We start from the raw sequence: 19,173 nt of genomic DNA on the forward strand, positions 1-19,173 counted from the left end.
CGTGGCGGGCGTTCGGGGGGGCGACCCACAATATTTTTGAAACCCACCAACTGGCATATGCCAGCGTGGAGTTAGGCCACCAAGGCCATGCTGCGGACGAGGCCGGACAGGGCCGCTGCCTGCGTGGGAACACCGGTGCGCACCAGGTCCTCCACCAAGGCCCGTGCCATCGGATGGCTGTACACGTACAGCGGCGCGTGGGACGCGGCACGCTTGAGCGTCACCACGGCCTCGGCGGACTTGCCCAGCTGCCGCAGCGCCCGGGCTTCGTCGATTCGGTAGTGCGTCAGGCGTTCGCGCGAGGGCACTGCCGCGACATCCACGTCCCTGACGAACGTCAGGCCCGCCTGGGGCTCCTCGATCTCCACCCCGACCTCGGCCGCGTGCACCTGGACGTTGGCCCGCCCGAAGACCGTGTGATGACGCAGATCGGCGAACCCATCCGGCAGCCGGCTCGAAATCTCCAGCGCACGGGAGGTGTGCACCCAGGCTTCCTGGGCCTGCCCGGAACGGGCGCACGCGATGACATACCGCAGTACGAGCGCGCCCTGAAGCGCGAGAGCCTGCTCGGCGCCTGCCTCCGCCACCGGCTCCAGGTCTCGCAGGGCGGCATCCGCGATGGCCTTCGTCTCCAGCAAGGACCCCTGGTGCAGCATCGCTCCACACCGGTCCCAGGCGACGGCAGCCTTGCTCACCGGATCGTCCAGCTCTCGCGCAGCACCAGCCGCGACCTCCGCCGCCACCCACGCCAGATCCGGGTAGCCCAGCTGGTTCAGGGTCTGACGTGCGTTCCGTGCCGCATCGACCATCAGCGCGAGAATCGCGTGCCTCTCCGGCCCGGTGTCGTGCACCAGCAGCGCCGCGTTCACTTCCTCCAGCAGCCCCGGGAGCACAGCGGCCGCATCGGTCAGCGACGCACCCTGCCGTGCGCGGTTCAAGGACGTCGCCTGTGCCCTCATCCGCCCTTGCTCCGGAAGCGAAGTCGTCGGCGCCAGACCCGGATGACCGGAAAGGATCAACCCTGAACGCCGCAACACCGCGCGCAACGCGGGGACGAACGCGTGAACGGCTGAGCCGCCCTCGCGGCTGAGACGGTACGGCTGCCCCAGCAACCAGACCACATCCACCTCGCATACCTCGGCAACTGCCGAGATCACCGAGTAGCGGTCCAGACTCATCCGGCCGGCCTCGACCTCCTCGATCCACCGGAACGACCGCCCGATGCGGTCGGCCAGCTCGATCTGTGTCAGACCTGCCGCGATCCGGGCGAAGCGAACCCTTCGCCCGATGTGTAGTTGAGACTGCTCGTGCATCATGGACTCCGTTCTGACTTCGACACTCAGAACGGTACCCACCGTTCAGCGCAACGGTGTTCAAACGGCGTCGCGGACTAAGGACGCCCGCGGAGTCGTTCGCCGTACGGACGGTTTCACAGGTGCCGAGGCGCATCTCGGGGCGCTCGACCGCCAACTGGTCGGTGGGCTGGATCTGGCCCGGGAGACCCGTACGACCTCTGCGACCGGGAGGGCGCTGGAAGTCCTGGCCAGCACCCTGAAGGCCCCAGGAGATCGATGCCGTGATGGCGGACTCGCGCACCAAACCGACCGGCTCGGGCCGCAGACCGAAGAAGCTCTGCTTCTGGTCAGGCATCACTGCTTCACCCCCCGGTGCTCGGTGTTGGGAACAGGGCCGAAGCGGCGGCGCACTGGCGCTGGCCCCGGCCCGGCCGCCCTGTGGCCGTCCGGGCGGCGCTTCCCGGGGCCTCGAACCAGTAGCAGCCGGGCGCCGACCGCCGCGATCCGAGCCTGCTTCAGTGCAGCTATCCCCCTGGGGCCCAGGTGGGAGGCGGCAGGCAAGACGACGCCGTAGGTGTCGGGCAGTTCCAGGACATCGATCAGGCCGGTGAACGCCGCCGACGGCCCGCTGCCGGCTTCCCGGTCGGTGAACACCCCTGAGAGCCTCAGCTCGTGCTGGCGGCAGTACTCGGCCAGAGCCTCGCTCAGGGCCACCTGGCGGGCCGGGGAGACCCGGACCAGCCGCAAGTAGCCATAGACGACTGGACCGCTGACGCCGCGATGCTCGGTAAGGGGTTCCATCCCGGTGTCCATCCCAAGGTCAGTCGGCTGGTGGCACTTCTCAGCCTGGACCTGGTTCGCCCCTACGGAAATGGACGCCTGTTGTACTTCCGTTGCACTTGCGTCCCCCCGCTGGTGCAGACCGTGCTTCGATGGCGGCAGGAAGGGAGCGACGTGTGGCGACCGTGCACCACTGGACCGGCCTGGAGGCCCGAGCCCTGAGATTCGCACTGCGGCTGAGCGTCCGATCATTCGCCGACCACCTCGGCGTCAGCATCAGGACGATCTCCAAGTGGGAGAAGCTCCTGGCCGCGACCGAGCCCCGCCAAGACACCCAGGCGATCTTGGATACCGCTTTGGCTCGCGCGGATACCGCCGCCCACCTCCGCTTCGAGACGTTCCTGTCCGAAGCCGGCCGAACCACGCCTGCCGCCAGTTCCCGCAGCGTGACGACGAGCGGGCCGCTGGCCTGGGAGTACGAATCGTGGACCGACGATCTCGACCGGGCTGTGGTGGCCCTCTCCCGGCAGGACTTCACCTTCGCTGACAGCCTGATCCACCGCTGGCTCGGACGGTTCAAGCCGACCACGCTCGATGACAAGGGCCTCTACCTCTTCGCCCGCTCAACCGCCCTGCTGGGCGACCTCCAACGCGACCGGGGGGCCGTGATCGGCCCGCTATCGGCCCAGCACTCCTACGCCTTGGCCAAGTCGCTGTTCGGACAGCTAGACATCCCCCGCCGGATCGCCCAGCTCGACCTGTCCCTCGCAGTCATCGCTGAGATGTCGGGAATGCTTGAGATCGCCGCCCAGCAGTACGAGTCCCTCGCCGTCGACGACCGCCTCTCACGGCGCGACCGAGCCCGGGCCCGGCTGTGGGTAGGAACTGCCCTGAGCAAGGACGGCAACCACAGCTACGCCTCCCGCGTGATGCTCGCCGCGACCCGGGAGTTCGAAGACCTCTCCGAGCCCGAGGACTGGTCGGTGGCCCACCAAAAACTCGCCCTCGCCCACCGCGGCGCTGGCGACCTGACCTCGGCTCTGCACTTCATCGGAATCGCCCGCAGCACGGCCGCCACGGACGCTCCGATGCAGCGGGTCCGCCTGGAAACCGCCCACGGCCACATCCTGCTATCGGATCCCGCCACCCGCGATGATGGCCTTCACGTCCTCGACGAAGCGGCGAAGCTGGCCGGGCAGTTCGGCCTCAGCCACCAGCTGAGCAGCATTGAGGACATCAGGGCCATGAGCGAGGGGGCCAACCGCCCCCGACGACGGTGACCAGGGAGAAGAACGCGTGACGGACAACCAGCAGACGATCACCGAGGACCAGTGGCGCAAGGCCAAGCTGATCTGGGACTACCACCAGATGGGCCACGATCTGGCCCCGGTGGACGTCGCCATCGGCCTGGGCAGCCACGACCTCGGCGTCGCCGCAGCTTCCGCCGACCTGTATCGCGCCGGCCTGTTCCCGGTCCTCGTGTTCACGGGCGGCAACAGCCCCACCACCCGAGCCCGGTTCCCCCGCGGCGAGGCCGTCCACTTCCACGAGCACGCCCTCGAACTCGGCGTCCCCGACGACGCGATCCTCGTCGAGCCGAACGCCGCCAACACCGGCCAGAACATCACCCTCAGTCGCGAACTCCTGGCCGCGAACGGCATCACCCCGAAGACCGTCCTGCTGGTCTCCAAGCCGTATATGGAGAGGCGATCGTTCGCCACCGCCCGCAAGCTGTGGCCCGAGGTCGAGATCATCTGTGCCTCAGAGCCGCTCGAGCTGGACGACTACCTCAAGAGCATCGGCGACGAGAAGCTCGTCCTCGACATGCTCGTCGGTGATCTCCAGCGGGTGATCGAGTATCCGAAGAACGGGTTCGCCATCGCCCAGGATGTCCCGGAGGACGTGCATGACGCGTACGAGTCCCTCATCCGCGACGGCTTCACCAGCCGCCTCATCTCCTGATTTCCCGGCGCCAGGCGGGCTATGTGCCATCCATCAGCCGAACCTGTTTCCCCGGTTGACGACGCTGGCCAAGCTGTTCGCGGCGGACACCTGGATTGTCCTCGACGACGTCCAGTTCACCCGCCGCGACTACCAGCACCGCACCCGGCTGGCCGCCTTGAACGACCGCGAACGGACGCAGTGGCTCTCCATCCCCACCCACCTGCCCTATGGACGCCAGACAGTCATCAGCGAGGCCCTGATCGTCGATGCCAACCTCGCCCGGCACCGGACCGAGTCGATGCTGCGACAGCACTACGGAGCCAGCCCGTACTGGGCTACCCTCGCGCAGGCCCTGAATCCGGTCTCAGCCGCGTTCGACACCGGGCGGACCGCGTCCGTCGCCGAGACCTCCACACGTAGCCTGCTAGACCTGCTGGGCTGGAAGGGCCAGATTTTTCGTAGCAGCGCGCTTCCCGCCCGGCCTGGCCGGTCCCAGCGGCTTGCCGACCTCACCGCCGCCGTCGGCGCCCGCCAGTATCTGTGCGGGACCGGCGGCATGAGCTACATGGACGAGAGCCCCTTCGCTGCCGAGGGGATCGTCGTCATCCCGTTCCTGGCACCAAGGACTGGTATCTGGCCCTCCGGTCGCCAGCTCACTGCTCTGTGGGCCTTGGCATCTCTCGGCCCAGCCGCCTTGGCCGACCAGCTTCGGGCCCTATCGGGCGCCCAGATCGCATGGGAGGCCAATTCGGAAGAGCGGAGGACACAACGGTCAGGGTGCGGGCTCCCGGTCGACACGCTGCTAGGTCCAGAATCACCCCGCTGAACGAATCCATCGAATGCGGCGCCGGACGCCTCGTCGAGGTCCCCGACCCCAAGGCCGCAGAGAAGAACCTGAGCACGCTCTGAACTCTGCGCTGTGCGGCCGCGGGCGTACGAACCGGGGGCTCGAGCCGAAGGCCTCCCGCCGCCTCAACTCTCCGGCCATCCCTCGGGGTTCCCCCGTCTGTCTGAGCTGTGGGGTAGCGTGGACGGCGGCCGTGAAACCTCCGGCCTTGCTCCCCGCCCGCTGCGGGGATTGGCCCCCGCTTGGGGGATATGGGGCCGCCTCCGTGTGCCCCTACCCCTGTCCGCGAGGATTTCGGCCCCATCGCCCGGGGCACCCCCGCGTCAATCCGGGGGACGCAGCCAATCCCGAGGGAGAGCACCACATGACCGACTGGCTCGACGAGCAGGCCCTGACCGTACGCCTCCAGACTGCCGACGGTACTTGGCCGTCGTTGGATGAACGGGGCCGGTGGCTCGCCGGCCGCCAGGTCGCCGAGTGGACGTTCGAGTGTGGTCGCGCCAAGCACGGCAAGGACTTCGACGCGATCCTCGAACGGCGCTGGCACACACCCGGCGAGGTACGCAAGCTCCTTGAGCGCTTTGCCTTGGGCATTGCGCCCGAGGGTTTGCCCGACGGCGTGGCTATGTTCCTGGCGAGCCGGTACACCGAGACCGAGCGCCAACTTGAGCGGTTCGCCGCCTGCTGGCGACAGCTCCGCGCGAACCGGCCGTACCGGCTCCAGGCGCTAACCGACGCGGAGCTCGAACAGCACGGACGTGCCTTCGGCAAGTGGTTCGCCGCCCGTTGCGCCGACGCGGGGGTCTCGCCGGCGGAAACGGCCCGGCTCCTGGAGTACGGCTCGACCGGAGGATTGCTGCAGGATCCTGACGACGACGCGGAGGGCGGGGACCCAGAGGCCCGGTGGTTCTGGGCCGTCCGGCACTGCAAGACGCCCGAGGTCGCGGTGCGTTTCCGGGCGGGCGTGTTGACGGCTCCGGAGGTGTAGATGGCGCGGCAGCACGGGCGCTTCTTCGCGGTGAAGGGGGCAAAGGATGAGCGAGGCCACGGCCAGTTGGGTCTTGGAGGTCCAGCCTCTGGCCGCCGAGCTTTCGGGTATCCCGGACTGGGCTCGGCCGGGGCCCCACGACCCGGCTCTGCGCGACGGGCTCAGCATGGCGTAGTACCTCATCAACGTGGCCCTCTTCGACGCCCGCCGCGGCGGCATGAAGGACCTGGACGACGACGTGGCCCGGTGGGTCCTGAAGTACGGCCACCGGGCACATTCCGGCAGGTCCATCCTGGAGGCAGCTGTCGGGGCTCCGCTGTTCTCCGGTCACGTGGCCGCCGAGGCGGTACGGCACGCAGGCTGCTCAGGCGGTCGCGACGGAGACTGCGAGCGCACCGATGATCATGAAGGGGCCGAAGGCGACCTGGGCGCGGCGGTCTCGTCCTGCCGCGAGGAGTGCCGTCGCGCACACCGCGCCGATGAGGAACCCGGCGACGGTGCCCCACCACAGGCTCGTCCAGCTGTGCCAGCCCAGGAGTGCGCCGGTGGCCGGGGCGAGTTTCACGTCGCCCAGGCCCATGTTCGCGATGAATGCCAAGAGGATGAAGACGGCGGTGACGACGGCGGCTGCGGCGGCGGCCCGGCCGAGGCTGCCGGGCTCTCCGGCCAGGGTGGCCCCGGTCAGCAGGAGGAGCGTTCCGGCACATGCCGGGAGGGTGAGGACGTCGGGAAGGCGTTGAACGGCGAGGTCTACCAGTGCGAGAGCTATCCCGCATGCGGCAAGCCAGTACTGGGCGGCGGCGAACCATCCGCTGGCGCCGCCCAGCGCGATCGCGGCGAACATCGCGGCGCCCGTGACCTCCGCCGCGAGCGCGGGAGGTCCGATCCGCTTCCGGCAGTCTGGGCATCGCCCGGAGAGCGGCAAGGGGCGGGTCCGGCTGAGAAGTTCGCTGTCGCAGTGCGGGCAGCTGCTGCGGGAGAAGGCGGGGGTGGGGACCGACCGGGCGAAGACCAAGGGGCGTGCTGCGGTGCCGACCAGGGCCCCGATGCCGGCGGACAGGGCGACGACGCTGAGGGCGGACATGAGGGTTCTCCTTGCACACGGCCCGGCCAGGGTGTGTCGTGGCCGGTCGTTCGACCCTAACGAATTGGTCCTCGCTCCAGGCCGGGGCCTTCGGACTCCGCTGGTGAGTGGGCGGAACTCCGCCGGGTGCTGCCCAGGTGGTGGAGTCGTCACCATGTCCCGTCCGGCGCCGGAACAGCGCGCAGGCCTCCCCGTGGGGGCGCTGGCGGGTCGGCCGGCGTGGGGAGCGGCTCGTAGGGCTGCCCCAGCACCGGGCTCTGGTGTCCGTGTCCCCAGTTCCGGGCGCCGGTCAGAGCGGCGATCCGGTGCGTGGGCACGTACGGCGGCAGTGGCGGCCGCCGGGGTTGAATGTGGTGCCCGTGGCGTCGACGGACCCCAGCGTGCCGAACAAACTCGCCCACCGGGCTCCGGTGCCGCGGCCGCACAGCACGTCCAGGCGCAGCGGACTCCAGCGCAGCCAGGACGCCATCTTCTCCAGCTCGGCCAGGGACTGCTCGCTGTCGGGGATCCAGCTGCCGTATCCGTCGCGTAGGGCGCCGGCGATGCGGAAGGCGCGTTCCTCGCCGCCTGAAGCGGAAGGCGACGACGTCCCCCTGCCCTATCCGGTCGGTCACTCGGACTGGACTGGAGAGGCAGGGCGGAATGGGTGCCCGGTCGCCACCGAGGCCCGTCCATGAGCGGAGGGGCCCCGGGACGCCGTTCAGCGCCCTACTTCGGGGTGTTCTTACCAGTCGGCGGGAGATCAAAAGTCTCGGTGTGGTCAGTCCAGTTGTAGAGCCACTCCTTGCGGACCATCACCCTGTCGGACCAGGGGAACAGGCTCTCGGCCAACCCGATGATGCGGTCGGCCATCGTGTTCAGCGCCTTGTCTACGTCGACGCCGCGGATGTTGACGCCCTTCAACGTACGAGGGACGTGGAACTCGAAGCTGATGCGAAGTACGCGAGGTGTTCCTTCGGTCTCCGACACGGACCCTCCATCGTGAGAAGTGCAACCTCTCACAGGATTGGCCTAGTCTCGTGACAAGTCAACTCCCTTGCAGAAGAAGTCGGTTAGAAGCAGAGTGTCGGTCAGGAAGTGCGTCGGCTGCCGGGCGCTACCTCCGCGGCCGGGGTGCCCAGGAACGGGAGAACGCCGGAGGAGCGATGCGGTAGGCCTCCTACGCGATCCGCGCCTCAGCGGTCGACGGACCCCGTGCGCGAGACCGTCATCGGCGCAAGGCTCCCGCGCGTAAGGCGGTCACGCGTGGCTGAGGATGACCAACAGTGCCGTGCACTCGCCGAGAACCTGGACGGCGACCGCCACCTGCCGTACCCGGACCGCGGGCGCGGCCAGGGCGACCACGAGCGCTACGACCCCGACGCCGACACCCCATTCGAACAACCATGCCGGCAGCCCAGGGGTACGCCGCTCTCCGTACGTTACGCACCGCGAGGCCGACTCCGATGCCAGGGTGAGCGCACCGGCCGTCAGCATCCCGGGCACGAACAGGAGGGCCGCGAGGGCGGCCCACAGCCGGGTGCGGTCATCCCGTTCCGTCCGGGTCGGGAGCGTGCCGTCGAGGGAGGGGGATGAGTTCATGCCTCCACCCAACCGGGGAGCCACGGCGTCGCGCAGCTGCTCGGATACTCAGGTCTGGGAGCGCACGTACTCAGAGGGCGCTTCATTCTGTTGTTCCATCCCGGATTGCCGGGTTCGATGCGGTTCACGCTCCACGCCACGTGGGAGTGGATTCGGCGGTGAGTCTGCGGGTCATGAGGTTGATCATCGCGAGGTGGATCATGGCTTCGGATCTGTCCCGTCGGCCCGGCACAGGATGCTGGTGGGCATGGTCGTAACTTCGTTGTCGCAGTTGACCTGCCTAACGGCCAGGAGCGCCCGCTGTCACCGGGTGCCAGCGTCCGGTGGAGATGCGGCCGTGGTACCGGCCGTGCAACCCCGTACGCGCGGGGACGGTCCCGTGCTCTGCTCCTGGTGTGCACCCCGTACGCGGCGCGTCTGGGTGGGATTCCCGGTCACCGGGACTGCCGAGCGTTCTGCGGGGCTTGTGTGGCCTTGGGGTCGGCTGGGGCGCCCGCGGCCGGACCGGAACGGCACGGCCGCCCACAGGGGTCGGCGGCCCGTGTGATGAGGTAGGTCCGCGCGAGATTGCAGCGCACCTACCACAAGGGGGCAGGAATGCAGGGCACCGTGCGACGAGGATCGTGGCGGAGGGCAGCGGGCGTCACCGTCGCAGCGCTGGCAGTTAGCGCAGGATCGGTGATGCCTGCGGCAGCCGACACGGACCCGCCGGACTACCTCACGCGCATGAAGGCCCAGGAGATGTGGAAGGTCGCAGACGGCCGGGGCATCACGGTGGCCGTCGTCGACAGCGGCTTCAAGGAAGTCCCGGGCGTGCCAAGTGAGTCCGTCCTTCCAGGCGTGTCGGTCATGTCACCGCCGGCCGGGAAGCCGGACACGAAATACTCGCCGCACGACGACGTCGACGGGCACGGGACCACCATGACCGCGGCGATCGTCGGCGACGGCACAGGAGGCGCCCCCAAGGGTCTGGCTCCCGGCGCCAAAATCATGCCCGTAAGAACCAGCCTCGGCACGGCCCAGGGCTTTGCCGCAGGCGGCGAGGGCGCCGAGGGGATCCGGTATGCGGCCGACAACGGCGCCAAGATCATCAACTTGAGCTGGGGCGACTACTACGCCTTCGAAGAGCTCAAGTCGGCTGTCCAGTACGCCCAGAGCAAGGGGGCACTCGTCTTCGCTGCCATGGGCAATGCCGGGGAGGGCAACAATGCGACCAACCTCATCGCCCTGGTTCCGGGAGTCATCGGCGTAGGGGCCATCGACGAGGCGGGGATGCCGCTGAAGTTGTCCTCCCACGGGCCGGACACGGACCTGGCCGCATACGGCAGCAAGACCCGGATCCGCTGCCCGGAGAATTCCGGCTGGTGCGTGGCTGACGGGGGCACCTCGTACGCCACCGCCCTGGCATCCGCCTCCGCCGCACTCGTATGGTCGGCCCACCCCGACTGGACCGCGCCCCAGGTGGCCCGCGTCCTCATCCAGACCGCTGGCGCCCCCACCGACGGCGTCAAGCGCAACGATTGGATCGGCTACGGAGTCGCCCGCCCCCGCAAAGTGCTACTCGATCGCGAGGGAGCCCCGGGGGCACCTGACGTCGACCCCCTGGCCCCGGCCCCCACGAATACCCCGACCCCCAGCCAGACAGCTGATGCGCCAGCGGAAGCTGCGGCGGCGGCCGCGGCCGCAGAACCGGGCCTGCCCTGGCAGTGGCTTGCACTCGGCGCCGTCGTCGCCGTGGGCCTCGGCCTCGGTACCACCGTGATCGTCAAGCGCCGTCGCCGGTGACCTGTCCGGGCTCGCCGCCCGGCCAGCGGCGAGCGCCCGTGGTCGGCTCCCCGGACCGCTCCATGCTGAGCGAGCCGGTGCAGCGGCTTCTCCCTAGGTGTCGGCGGGCCGCTTCTTTAGCGTGATCATGATGGCGGAGTCCGGTGGGGGCGCGGCCGTGCAGATCCGGGCTCATCGGGGGTCACTTCCGGAGGCGGGGTGGGTGCGCTGGGGCCAGCGGCCGGTGGCGCGGAAGCCGCTGATCTTCATGTTGAGCCAGCTGCGGTTTACACCGAGGGCCTCGGCCATGCCGGCCTGGGTGGCGCCGTCTTCCTGAAGGTCGAGGATCGCGCGGGCGAGATCTTCGCGGGCCAGGGTGTGCAGGACGGCGGCTTCGTCGGTGGTGATGGACCGGCGGGGGAGACCCGCCACCGCATGCCGCGGTCGTCGAGTCTGCTCTGCGTCGGGCGGGGATGGGCCGTCCGTTCTTCTTCGTTCCCGCGTGCAGGGATCGCCGAGAACGGTCTCTACGGCCCCGGCGGGCGCGCCCACTACGAATCCCGGGCGACCGATCCCCTGTGGTGGGACTGGGCCGGGTGAGACTCCCTGATCTCCGGGGGCCACCACCACGCCCGGGGGTGGGGTCAAGAGTCGGGATACGGCCGGGGCGTTAAGGGTGCACCGACGGAACTCCCGAAGCGGCACCGACGAAACGTCATCGAGGCGCACCGATCAATGAATCGGGCACTCGGTCCAGCGGGAACGGATCTCCGACAGCACGGGAGACGCTCCCGGTAGTGGGTTGAATGGCCACTGCTCGCAGCGTTCCGTCGGTGCACAACGTGCTGGACTACGCCTTCTGGCGGCCGGGCGGGCGATAGGATCGGGGCTGCGTCTCTCACCGGGCGTGCCGTGTCCGGACCCACCTCCGGGCTGTGGTGAATCCAGCTGCCGCTGGGAGCGTGATGCAGTGGTGACCGTTGGCGCTCCCGCCTTTCTTTGACCGCCCTGTATGCACTCCGGCGCCGGTCGTGGTGGGACGGCCCGGGCCGGAATGTGCAGGAGCCGTCGTGTCGCCGAAGAACAGCACGAACATCAGCAACCGCCAGGACATCGCCAGGGCTCTCAACGCCGAGACGCGGATGGGGTACCAGCGTTCCCTGGAGCGCGTAGTCGACGCCGCTGAGAAGGGCCTTCTCCCAGCCGTGCTGGACGCGGCCGGCCGTGCGGAGGCCGTCCGGATCCTCTCCGCCCCGACCGGACCCCAGCCGGCCGCCCGCAAAGCCGCGCGCATCACCCAGAGGGTCAGCGAGGCCGCCCCCGTCGCTTCGCCGGCCTTCCCGCTATGGGACGGAGCGGCGGTGACATGGCCGGACGCCGGGACTCTGGGCAGCACCGCTCCGGCGAACCACTACGTGGCCGCAGTCCGCGACCGGCTGCGCCAGGACATGGCGAAGTTCCTGATCGACCGCGCCGGAGCCCGGTGCGCCGATGCGGACCACTGCTGGGAGCTTGGCCACTGGATCCCGTCGGACCACGCCGCTCACGCCGTCCGCCAGGCCCAGCAGTACCTCGGCGACAGGGGCTGGACGCAGGTCCGCATCCTGTGGGCCCGGCCCGGCGCGCCGTTCGCCGAACCCGAGTGGATCAACGTCGACGTCACCAGCGTGCACCCGCGCAGCGCCGGCCTGCGGGACCTGCCCTGGCTGAGCGCGTACGACGGCCGGGACCACTTCGCGCTGATGTTGCCCGACATCGCCGCACTCAGCCTGCCCGGTGACGACGACGAGACCTCCCCCGTCAATCCCGACGACCGGGCGAAGGCCCTCGCCGCCAGCGTGCAGAACCCCGACCTCGAACGGGTCGATGGTGCCCGCCGCGGCGCCCTCTACCAGGCACGGAAAGACGCCGAGGCGCTGCTGCGCGCCTCGGCGCACCCCGACCGCCCCGCACTGGTGCCGCTCGGCGGCGTCGGGACGGGCGGCGGCGAGGTGGCCCTCGACCTCGACGCACCGTTCCTCGGCCGCCCGACCCGGCAGACCAGGGACCTCCTCAAGCGCGCCGGGACCTGGGGCCTGACCCTGCGCGAGGTCCGCGAACACCTCGCGATGGACGATCCCCAGGCTCTGGCCTACCTCGGCGCGATGGCCGGCCAGGGGCTGCTGATCGCACCCGGTTCCGGCACCGCCGCCGACCGGGACGGCGGACGCTGGAAGATCACAGCAGACGGTGTGCAGCTCGGCCGCGGCACCGGCCGCAAAGCGGTCAGCCGCGCCAGGGCCGACGCCCTGGCCGCCAAGGTCGTCACCGCGGCACGCGACATCAACGCCGACCCCGACTCGCTGTGGTGGGTCAAGGAAATCCGGGCCGCCGGCCCCTACTCCGACCCCAGCCGCGCGCAGCTCCTGCACGTCGACCTCGCCGTCCACCTGTCTCCGCGCCTGTCGGACCAGACCGAGCAGGCCAAGGCCGAGGCCCGGATGGAGGACGACGCCAGGGACGCGGGCATGACCGGCCTGGTCCGCGACATGGTCGGCTACGGCCACTGGCGCACCAGGCTCGCCCTGGCCGGCAAGGGCACCACCGTGCGGCTGTTCATGCTCCACCCGTACGCCGAGGAGGGAACGGTCTTGTTCCGGGAGGACCGCGACCTGACCGTCAGCCGCACCACGCCGCGGTACCGCAAGCCCGAGCCCGGCACCGTCGGCCGTTGCTCCTGGTGCCGGCGCGAGTTGCCGGCCACCCGGATCTCGCGGCCCGGCGAGCCGCGCAGGTCCTCGCCGATCGCCCTGTGCGAGGACTGCCGGGGCCTGGGCGGGGTGTCCGGCCGCGCCGACGACTACGAGGAGGTCTACCCCCACGCCAGCTACAAAGTGCTGAAGGAACTGAGGGAAGGAGGTGCGTTCCTCGGCACGGGGTGCGCGCTCTGCGGGCGCCTGCCCGCCACAGGGCACCAGTGGTGGGAGCAGTGGAGCGAAAGCGAAGAACCCGACGCAGTCCTGAGGCTGTGCCAGGTCTGTCCGGGCCTGCTGGGTCTGGCCGACCGGCGCGAGCGTGAGCAGGAGTGGAGGGAGCTCCACCAGTCCGCCTGCCTGACGGGGATGCACGCGATCCTGCGCGAAGAGGCAGGGCTCGAGCCGTTCACGGTGCCGGCGAGGAAGCGGAGGCTCCCGCGCCTGACCGAGTTCCACCAGCAGATCCTCGAAGCCATCACCGTCAACGGCGTCATCTCGGCAGCCGACATGGACCGTATCGACCACGCGCAGGAGCTCTACCGGAAGCGTGACTGGTGGCAGTCGCGCATGGGACACCTGCTGCAGCACGACCTCGTCACCCCTGCCGGAGGCGATTGGAGGCGCCCGTGGTCGCGGATGCGCGCCATGGACGACGAGGAGCGCGACCTGGTCCGCAAGATGCGGGAGCTGCACGTCCCGGGCCCGGTCTGGAACGGGACAGCCGTCGCCGAGCCCCAGCCGCCCGCGGACTGGGTCTGTTTCGCGGACCAGCTCAGGACGCTGGCCGACATGCACGACCGCCTGGCGCTGGGCCTGCGGGAAGCAGCGCAGGGTCGGCACGTCTGATCTGATCCTGGATCCTGGCACGATTCCGACCCCACATCACCGGTCCTTCCACACCACCGGCTCTGCCCGGGGAGAGCGAGGGCGCAGCCGCGCCCCGCCCTCCCGGCGGCGCACCGACGAAACCCTCCGACCGTCACCGACGAAGCGGCACGAAGGTTTGCAGGCGGCCAGTGGTGCCCCGTGTGGACGACGGAGGAGGTCACCACCCACACCCACCCCCAGAACGCCTTGGACAGCTACCGACGCCATACCCGGCCCGCCGGGAAGCCGGACTCCGGCGGAACACGGAAGCAACGACCGGGACCCGCTGAAAACGTATGCACTTCCTCACCGGGGGTCGAGTACCTGTTCCATATCCCCGTCACCACAGGTAGAGGCCAGGGTTTCAGGGAGGCCAGCCGCGAGACGCGTTCGGGGAGCGGTCACAGTGACCGCTCCCCGAACGGAAGCTCTGGTGTTGATGAGCCCGCTGTGACAGGTGCGGCGGTCGCCGCCACTGTCCCGTCTCACGAGGTCTTGCCTGCGTCGCACCCGACATTCTTCGATTCGCAGGCGAGAGACAAGGTCAAGTGAGACGGGCGGACCGCGTGGACCGGCGAAGCTCATGAGTTGCTCAATCATCGGGCTATGGAGCCAATGACCGAGGAAGATCGTGAGCACCAACGCCGAGACCAGGGGAGGCCGCAAATGCGGCGAGCGATGAAGGCTCATGTCGGAAGTCGGTTCATGGGCATGCTCGCGGCGGTGGCTACCGGGGCATTCACCTTCGTCTACCTCGCCCCTCGACTCATGCACCATGTCCACGCCCCGCAGCCCTCTCTCGGCATGCTCGCGGCGTACGGCTCGCTGGTGCTGAGCGGCGGATTTGCCACCCTGTGGTACGCCGGATGGGCCCTTATCGGTCTCGTGCGGCTACGTCGGCACTACCAACAGAGCGCGGCTTCAATGGTTCTGGCCGACAACGTCAAGTGAGACACCCTCGTGGAAGTACTGCCGAGGGGCAACATCATCTGAGACGTTGCTGACTTTCCGTCTCACTGATCCTTGCATCGTCTGTGGTCAGAAGGTTGTCCGCATGCAAGATCGAACGAGACGGGACAGCCACCACCGCGTCCCGGACTCCCCGTTGACGGCGGTCAACGGGGCCCGAAGGGCTCTGCTCCGAGGGTAGAGCCGCCGGTCTCGACCGGGGATATGGATCAGGCACTCAGTACGGCCTTCGGTTGCTGGTGGCGGTGGAGTCGTGCTCCTGGGCAGCCGTCGTCGTTGAGTCGCCGCGGACGGAAGGCGCGGCGTGACCTAGGACAGGCACCCGAGGTTGTACCGGCATGACGAGATCACCTGCGGCGGCCATGACGTTTGCCATGTTCACGATGTTCGCCGTGGCCAGCCCAACGGCGGCCGCTCCCAACTCCGGTCCGCTGCAACCTGACGTCACCTACACCGGGTTCGCCAGCTACGACACGAACCCGGGCGGGTATGGGAAGTGCAGCTATCCTGACAGGTCCAGTACGTACACGGCCGGGGTGGGACCTGGAGTCTTCGGCGGCTCTCTCGTGTGCGGTGGCTATCTTGCGGTGACCGGCCCCAAGGGGACTGTCCGGGTCGAGGTTGTCGATCAGTGCGCCGGTTGCGGCCCCGGCGACCTCAACATGGACTTGGCGGCGTTTGAGGCGATCGGGTCGCCCCTGGAGGGTCGAGCCCCCATCTCCTGGAAGCTCACCGACGCCGATCCGACCGGAGGACTGACCTACCGATCCTGGCCAGGCTCCAACAGGTGGTGGGGTGCCATGCAGCTGACCAACAGCCGGTACCCGGTCAGCAAGCTCGAGGTGTCCAGCGAGGGCAGCTGGAAGACTATGTCCCGCCGGGAGGACAACTACTTCCTTGTGTCCGGCGTGAATTCGCCGCCGTACAGGATGCGGGTGACCGACATCTACGGCGACACTGTGGTCGAGGACCAGGTGCCGATGTTCGAAAGCGGCGGGACCTACCAAGGGTCACAGCAGTTCCCCCAGCACTGAGTGCCTGATCCATATCCCCGGTCGAGACCGGCGGCTCTACCCTCGGAGCAGAGCCCTTCGGGCCCCGTTGACCGCCGTCAACGGGGAGTCCGGGACGCGGTGGTGGCGGCGACCGCCGCACCTGTCACAGCGGGCTCATCAACACCAGAGCTTCCGTTCGGGGAGCGGTCACAGTGACCGCTCCCCGAACGCGTCTCGCGGCTGGCCTCCCTGAAACCCTGGCCTCTACCTGCGGTGACGGGGATATGGAACAGGTACCGAGCCTGGCCACCACGAGTCGTCAGTCGGCAAACCGTTGATCCCGGAGCAACCCACAACGGCGCCACTGACTCGGCCTTCGTACGCACGTAGCTGAGCCAGCCGACGCACCAGCTCCGGCACCCTCGGCCCGGCCGCAGTGACATCCGAGATCCGGCCCGAGGAGGAGCCGCCTGAGGCGGTACCGAGCAAGAACCAAGATCCGGCTTCATCAGGGCCCACCCGCGGTGGGCCTTCTTGCTGTGCACGTACCCCTACCCGTGCCCGCACCCTGCGGACGGGCGGGATGAAGAGAGAAGGAGACCACCGTGGGCGACGTCAGGTCGAGATAGTTCAGGCAGTGGCTGCTGCGCCAGTGCGAAGACGCCGGGTACGACACCGTGGAGACGGAACTGAGGGCCACCGTGACAGTGCTGACGGCTCTGGCCCTGGAACGTGGACTGACACCCGACGAGACCGTGGCGGTAGCCGGGACACTCGCGGTGAGCCCGCAGGAGGTAACGGACGCCTACATCAACGAGATGAGGCAGACCTCGACGGAGGAGATCCTCCACCACCCCGGTCTCGCCAAGCTCGATACCCACCTTGACGCCATCACTCACGAGCAATGACCGGCAACCGCCCTCTGGGAGCGGGTGTTCATTTCGGAACAGAAGGCGCCGGGCGCAGCCCGACCGAACAACCACCGTCCCGGATTTACCCAGAAGACGGCCACCGCCGCTTGGCCATAATCCGCTCACGAGCTCACACCCAGCTCACACCGCACCCGGCCGCAGGCTGCTGGGGTGCGGGATGCTCGCTCTGGTCCCGGCCGGGCCGTCCAGCTACTGATCACCGAGCCAGGAGGATTCGCATGTCCGGAGAACTTTCCGTCATCCCCGTCGTTGTCGGCACCGCCACGCGTCCCGGCCTCAGGGAGATTCTGCCCGGCGACACACCCCGGTTCCGCGGACGCCCTCTGCACATGGACCGCATCGTCGATGACCACGGGCGCCGCGGTCATCGACGGCATGGGGCACAGCCCCGAACTCCACGCCCTGGTACCGGTGCTGGCGGTGATTGCCGCCCGGACCACTGCGCTACGGGGGGCGATGGCCGGCCTCCTCGGCTCCGCCCCTGCTGATCAGCGACCCCGGACCGGGCCGGGACATCCGAGAAGCACCGGACGCCGTCGGGGTCGTCGCGCAGATCAGGCAAGGCAAGGGCACGTGGGTGTGCTGGCAGGGAGACTGCCGCGCGTACGGCTGGGACCCGGACGCCGGCACGCTGACCCGGTACACCACCGACCACAACGCGACGTCCTACCTCCTGCAGTACGGCGTCGAGCCGGAGATCGCGGAGCGGTACTCGTCGCGCCTGCACATCGCCTTGGCCGACGCTACGCCCGCTACCGTGCACCAGACCCTCGTCCCCGCCGGGCACTTGGTGATCCTCACCTCCGACGGAGTCCATGACCAGGTTGACCCCCTGGTGATGGAGGTGCTGGTCCGGGAGAACCAGCACACGCCCCAGAACCTGGCCGAGGCGCTGGTGGCCGCCGCTCAGCCCGACGAGAAGGGATACCGGGACGACGCGACTGCCCTCGTCCTTGCACCGGCCCGGCCTGACCCGGGCGTCTTGAGGTAGCCCTTCATCGCACTGGGCTGTCGCAGATCGGGCAGCCCAGTGCCACCCTGGCCAGGGCTGGGCATCTTCAGCGGCTCAACGCCGTACGGTCAGCACCCGTGCTCGTCGAGTACGGTCCGGGTCGCCTGGTCCAGCGGCCGGAGCGGGTGCGTACCGCCGTTCTCGGCCGGGCCCAGGCGCAGTGTCGGCCCGCCGTTGGTGGGGTTGATGACGAGTACGCCGTCGGCGACGGCGGCCTGGACGGCGTTGTGCCGGTAGGGGGTCACTGCGAGGCAGCCGTCCGCGTACTCCCGCTCGTACCGGTCGTACGGGCCCGCGAAGAAGTGTTCGGCGAGCGGCCCCTGGCCCTGCCAGACCACGAGTGCAAGGAGTGCCGCGGCGATCCCGGGTGCGGCGGCACGAGGTCCGTGGCCCTGGATCAGCTTCGGAAGGTACCGAAGGATGATCCCGGTCCCGGTGCACGCGATGAGGGCTGCCGCCATGAACAGCCAGGTGTAATGGGACAGGAGACCAGCGTGGTGCCCGAAGGTCAGCGGAAGACCGGTGCATGCCAGCACCAGCCAGCAGGTTCCGGCCAGGGACGCGATCTGGAAGCCGGTGAGTTTGGCGGGCCACTTCGGCCGGTGCGCGACGAGTGCTTCTTCGCGGGCAATCCAGCGCCCGGCGCCGCGCAGGCGTCCTGCCGGCGGTGTGACCCCGTTCAGCCGGAGTTCGACGAGCAGGGCCAGGACCTCATCGCCGAAGGTGACGGCCCGCTGGTGCACTGCGCTTTCGTCGTCCCACAGCTGGTCGAACTCGTCGAGCCGGCCTGGCTGGATTCGAAACCCAGTGCCCTGTGGGAAGGCGCGGTTCAGCCGGTGTGCGGGGTCGGGGAACCCGGGCAGCGTGGGGGCCGACCGGCCGTTCCCGCCCAGGGGGTCGCCAGCCAGACTGCCGGCGGGGTCGGGAATGTAGGACTCGTACAAGCTGTCCCGCTGCCGGTGACCGTGAAGGCTGGCCCGCAGAGCCTCAGCCTGCTCGATCACCGCTTCCAGCCGTGGCCCGGGCGAGGCTCTGCGCATCTGGTCCAGGTCGGCGTTGTCCGGGACGGCCCGCCACAGCCCTCCACGCCGGTGCAGCACCCGGTCCCTCCACATGTCCCGGAACCCCGGCCAAATCCGGGCGGCGGGCAGCCGTCGGGGCGGGAGCCGGTCTGCGAGGTGGGAACGCAGCAGGGCCTGGGCGGAGCGCAGATAGTCGGCCTCGGCGGCGTAGCGGACCGCGATCGCGGTGTCGCGAACCCCGCGGGCGCCGTCGGCGGCGAGCGAGCCGGCACGTTCGCCGCTGGCCCGGGCGGCGTCGCCCTGGGCACGCAGCTCGGAGATCGATTGCTGCCAGCCGCTGCTCATATCCACCATCCCC

Annotated in this window: 17 protein-coding genes; 10 read left to right on the plus strand and 7 right to left on the minus strand. The window is 69.3% G+C overall.

Going from position 1 to position 19,173, the window contains the following annotated elements; genetic code table 11:
• Positions 1-71 precede the first annotated feature (71 nt).
• Complete coding sequence (locus tag ACIBEA_RS39755; RefSeq protein ID WP_399268508.1) at positions 72-1,316, minus strand: helix-turn-helix domain-containing protein; 1,245 nt, start codon at positions 1,314-1,316, stop codon at positions 72-74.
• Positions 1,317-1,649: 333 nt separating this feature from the next.
• Positions 1,650-2,096: a hypothetical protein gene (locus ACIBEA_RS39760; protein WP_399268510.1), complete on the minus strand. Its 447-nt coding sequence runs from the start codon at positions 2,094-2,096 to the stop codon at positions 1,650-1,652.
• Between the two features lie 155 nt (positions 2,097-2,251).
• Here ACIBEA_RS39760 and ACIBEA_RS39765 point away from each other — a divergent pair, with 155 nt between their 5' ends.
• The 4 genes from ACIBEA_RS39765 (at position 2,252) to ACIBEA_RS39780 (ending at position 5,854) form a co-directional block, all read left to right on the plus strand.
• Positions 2,252-3,355: a helix-turn-helix domain-containing protein gene (locus tag ACIBEA_RS39765; RefSeq protein WP_399268512.1), complete on the plus strand. Its 1,104-nt coding sequence runs from the start codon at positions 2,252-2,254 to the stop codon at positions 3,353-3,355.
• A 16-nt stretch (positions 3,356-3,371) separates the two neighbouring features.
• Positions 3,372-4,037, plus strand: coding sequence for a YdcF family protein (locus tag ACIBEA_RS39770; RefSeq protein ID WP_399268514.1), 666 nt, complete (start codon positions 3,372-3,374; stop codon positions 4,035-4,037).
• Entirely contained in the window at positions 3,982-4,845 is an 864-nt protein-coding gene (locus tag ACIBEA_RS39775; RefSeq protein WP_399268516.1) for a WbqC family protein, read from the plus strand. The genes ACIBEA_RS39770 and ACIBEA_RS39775 overlap by 56 nt, the downstream gene beginning before the upstream one ends.
• Positions 4,846-5,230: 385 nt before the next feature.
• Positions 5,231-5,854 carry a hypothetical protein gene (locus ACIBEA_RS39780; protein WP_399268518.1) on the plus strand — a complete coding sequence of 208 codons (624 nt, stop codon included), beginning with the start codon at positions 5,231-5,233 and terminating at the stop codon, positions 5,852-5,854.
• Positions 5,855-6,218: 364 nt separating this feature from the next.
• Here the strand turns inward: ACIBEA_RS39780 and ACIBEA_RS39785 are convergent, their stop codons facing one another.
• From ACIBEA_RS39785 to ACIBEA_RS39795, 3 genes are all read right to left on the minus strand, one after another.
• A complete protein-coding gene (locus tag ACIBEA_RS39785) occupies positions 6,219-6,938 on the minus strand; it encodes a prepilin peptidase (RefSeq protein ID WP_399268520.1) in 720 nt (239 codons plus the stop codon).
• A gap of 708 nt (positions 6,939-7,646) precedes the next feature.
• Positions 7,647-7,907, minus strand: a complete 261-nt coding sequence (locus ACIBEA_RS39790) for a hypothetical protein (RefSeq protein WP_399268522.1) — start codon at positions 7,905-7,907, stop codon at positions 7,647-7,649.
• 270 nt (positions 7,908-8,177) lie between these two features.
• The gene (locus ACIBEA_RS39795; RefSeq protein ID WP_399268524.1) at positions 8,178-8,519 is read right to left on the minus strand and encodes a hypothetical protein; all 342 of its coding nucleotides are present in this window, start codon (positions 8,517-8,519) and stop codon (positions 8,178-8,180) included.
• Between the two features lie 681 nt (positions 8,520-9,200).
• On the opposite strand from ACIBEA_RS39795, the gene ACIBEA_RS39800 reads away from it, so the two are divergent.
• A complete protein-coding gene (locus ACIBEA_RS39800) occupies positions 9,201-10,304 on the plus strand; it encodes a S8 family serine peptidase (RefSeq protein ID WP_399268526.1) in 1,104 nt (367 codons plus the stop codon).
• A 171-nt stretch (positions 10,305-10,475) separates the two neighbouring features.
• On the opposite strand, the gene ACIBEA_RS39805 is transcribed toward ACIBEA_RS39800, so the two are convergent.
• Positions 10,476-10,715 carry a hypothetical protein gene (locus ACIBEA_RS39805; RefSeq protein ID WP_399268528.1) on the minus strand — a complete coding sequence of 80 codons (240 nt, stop codon included), beginning with the start codon at positions 10,713-10,715 and terminating at the stop codon, positions 10,476-10,478.
• A 638-nt stretch (positions 10,716-11,353) separates the two neighbouring features.
• Between ACIBEA_RS39805 and ACIBEA_RS39810 the strand changes: the two genes are divergently transcribed.
• The 5 genes from ACIBEA_RS39810 to ACIBEA_RS39830 all read left to right on the plus strand — a co-directional run bounded on the left by ACIBEA_RS39810 (position 11,354) and on the right by ACIBEA_RS39830 (position 17,772).
• Positions 11,354-13,864 carry a hypothetical protein gene (locus ACIBEA_RS39810; protein WP_399268529.1) on the plus strand — a complete coding sequence of 837 codons (2,511 nt, stop codon included), beginning with the start codon at positions 11,354-11,356 and terminating at the stop codon, positions 13,862-13,864.
• Positions 13,865-14,608: 744 nt separating this feature from the next.
• Positions 14,609-14,836, plus strand: a complete 228-nt coding sequence (locus ACIBEA_RS39815; RefSeq protein ID WP_399268531.1) for a hypothetical protein — start codon at positions 14,609-14,611, stop codon at positions 14,834-14,836.
• 392 nt (positions 14,837-15,228) lie between these two features.
• Positions 15,229-15,888: an expansin EXLX1 family cellulose-binding protein gene (locus ACIBEA_RS39820; RefSeq protein WP_399268533.1), complete on the plus strand. Its 660-nt coding sequence runs from the start codon at positions 15,229-15,231 to the stop codon at positions 15,886-15,888.
• 638 nt (positions 15,889-16,526) lie between these two features.
• Positions 16,527-16,757 carry a hypothetical protein gene (locus tag ACIBEA_RS39825; protein ID WP_399268535.1) on the plus strand — a complete coding sequence of 77 codons (231 nt, stop codon included), beginning with the start codon at positions 16,527-16,529 and terminating at the stop codon, positions 16,755-16,757.
• Between the two features lie 448 nt (positions 16,758-17,205).
• Positions 17,206-17,772, plus strand: a complete 567-nt coding sequence (locus ACIBEA_RS39830) for a PP2C family protein-serine/threonine phosphatase (protein WP_399268537.1) — start codon at positions 17,206-17,208, stop codon at positions 17,770-17,772.
• A gap of 89 nt (positions 17,773-17,861) precedes the next feature.
• On the opposite strand, the gene ACIBEA_RS39835 is transcribed toward ACIBEA_RS39830, so the two are convergent.
• Positions 17,862-19,160, minus strand: coding sequence for a hypothetical protein (locus ACIBEA_RS39835; protein ID WP_399268539.1), 1,299 nt, complete (start codon positions 19,158-19,160; stop codon positions 17,862-17,864).
• Positions 19,161-19,173 lie beyond the last annotated feature (13 nt).

The sequence above is a fragment of the Streptomyces sp. NPDC051555 genome (assembly GCF_044454405.1).
In the GTDB taxonomy this organism is placed as follows: Bacteria; Actinomycetota; Actinomycetes; order Streptomycetales; family Streptomycetaceae; genus Streptomyces.

What these genes read in the sequence shown, in the direction of transcription:
- ACIBEA_RS39755 (WP_399268508.1), bottom strand. Translation starts at nt 1,316, where the DNA reads ATGATGCACGAGCAGTCTCAACTACACATCGGGCGAAGGGTTCGCTTC.
- ACIBEA_RS39760 (WP_399268510.1), bottom strand. Translation starts at nt 2,096, where the DNA reads ATGGAACCCCTTACCGAGCATCGCGGCGTCAGCGGTCCAGTCGTCTAT.
- ACIBEA_RS39775 (WP_399268516.1), top strand. Translation starts at nt 3,982, where the DNA reads ATGACGCGTACGAGTCCCTCATCCGCGACGGCTTCACCAGCCGCCTCA.
- ACIBEA_RS39780 (WP_399268518.1), top strand. Translation starts at nt 5,231, where the DNA reads ATGACCGACTGGCTCGACGAGCAGGCCCTGACCGTACGCCTCCAGACT.
- ACIBEA_RS39785 (WP_399268520.1), bottom strand. Translation starts at nt 6,938, where the DNA reads ATGTCCGCCCTCAGCGTCGTCGCCCTGTCCGCCGGCATCGGGGCCCTG.
- ACIBEA_RS39795 (WP_399268524.1), bottom strand. Translation starts at nt 8,519, where the DNA reads ATGAACTCATCCCCCTCCCTCGACGGCACGCTCCCGACCCGGACGGAA.
- ACIBEA_RS39800 (WP_399268526.1), top strand. Translation starts at nt 9,201, where the DNA reads ATGCCTGCGGCAGCCGACACGGACCCGCCGGACTACCTCACGCGCATG.
- ACIBEA_RS39820 (WP_399268533.1), top strand. Translation starts at nt 15,229, where the DNA reads ATGTTCACGATGTTCGCCGTGGCCAGCCCAACGGCGGCCGCTCCCAAC.
- ACIBEA_RS39835 (WP_399268539.1), bottom strand. Translation starts at nt 19,160, where the DNA reads ATGAGCAGCGGCTGGCAGCAATCGATCTCCGAGCTGCGTGCCCAGGGC.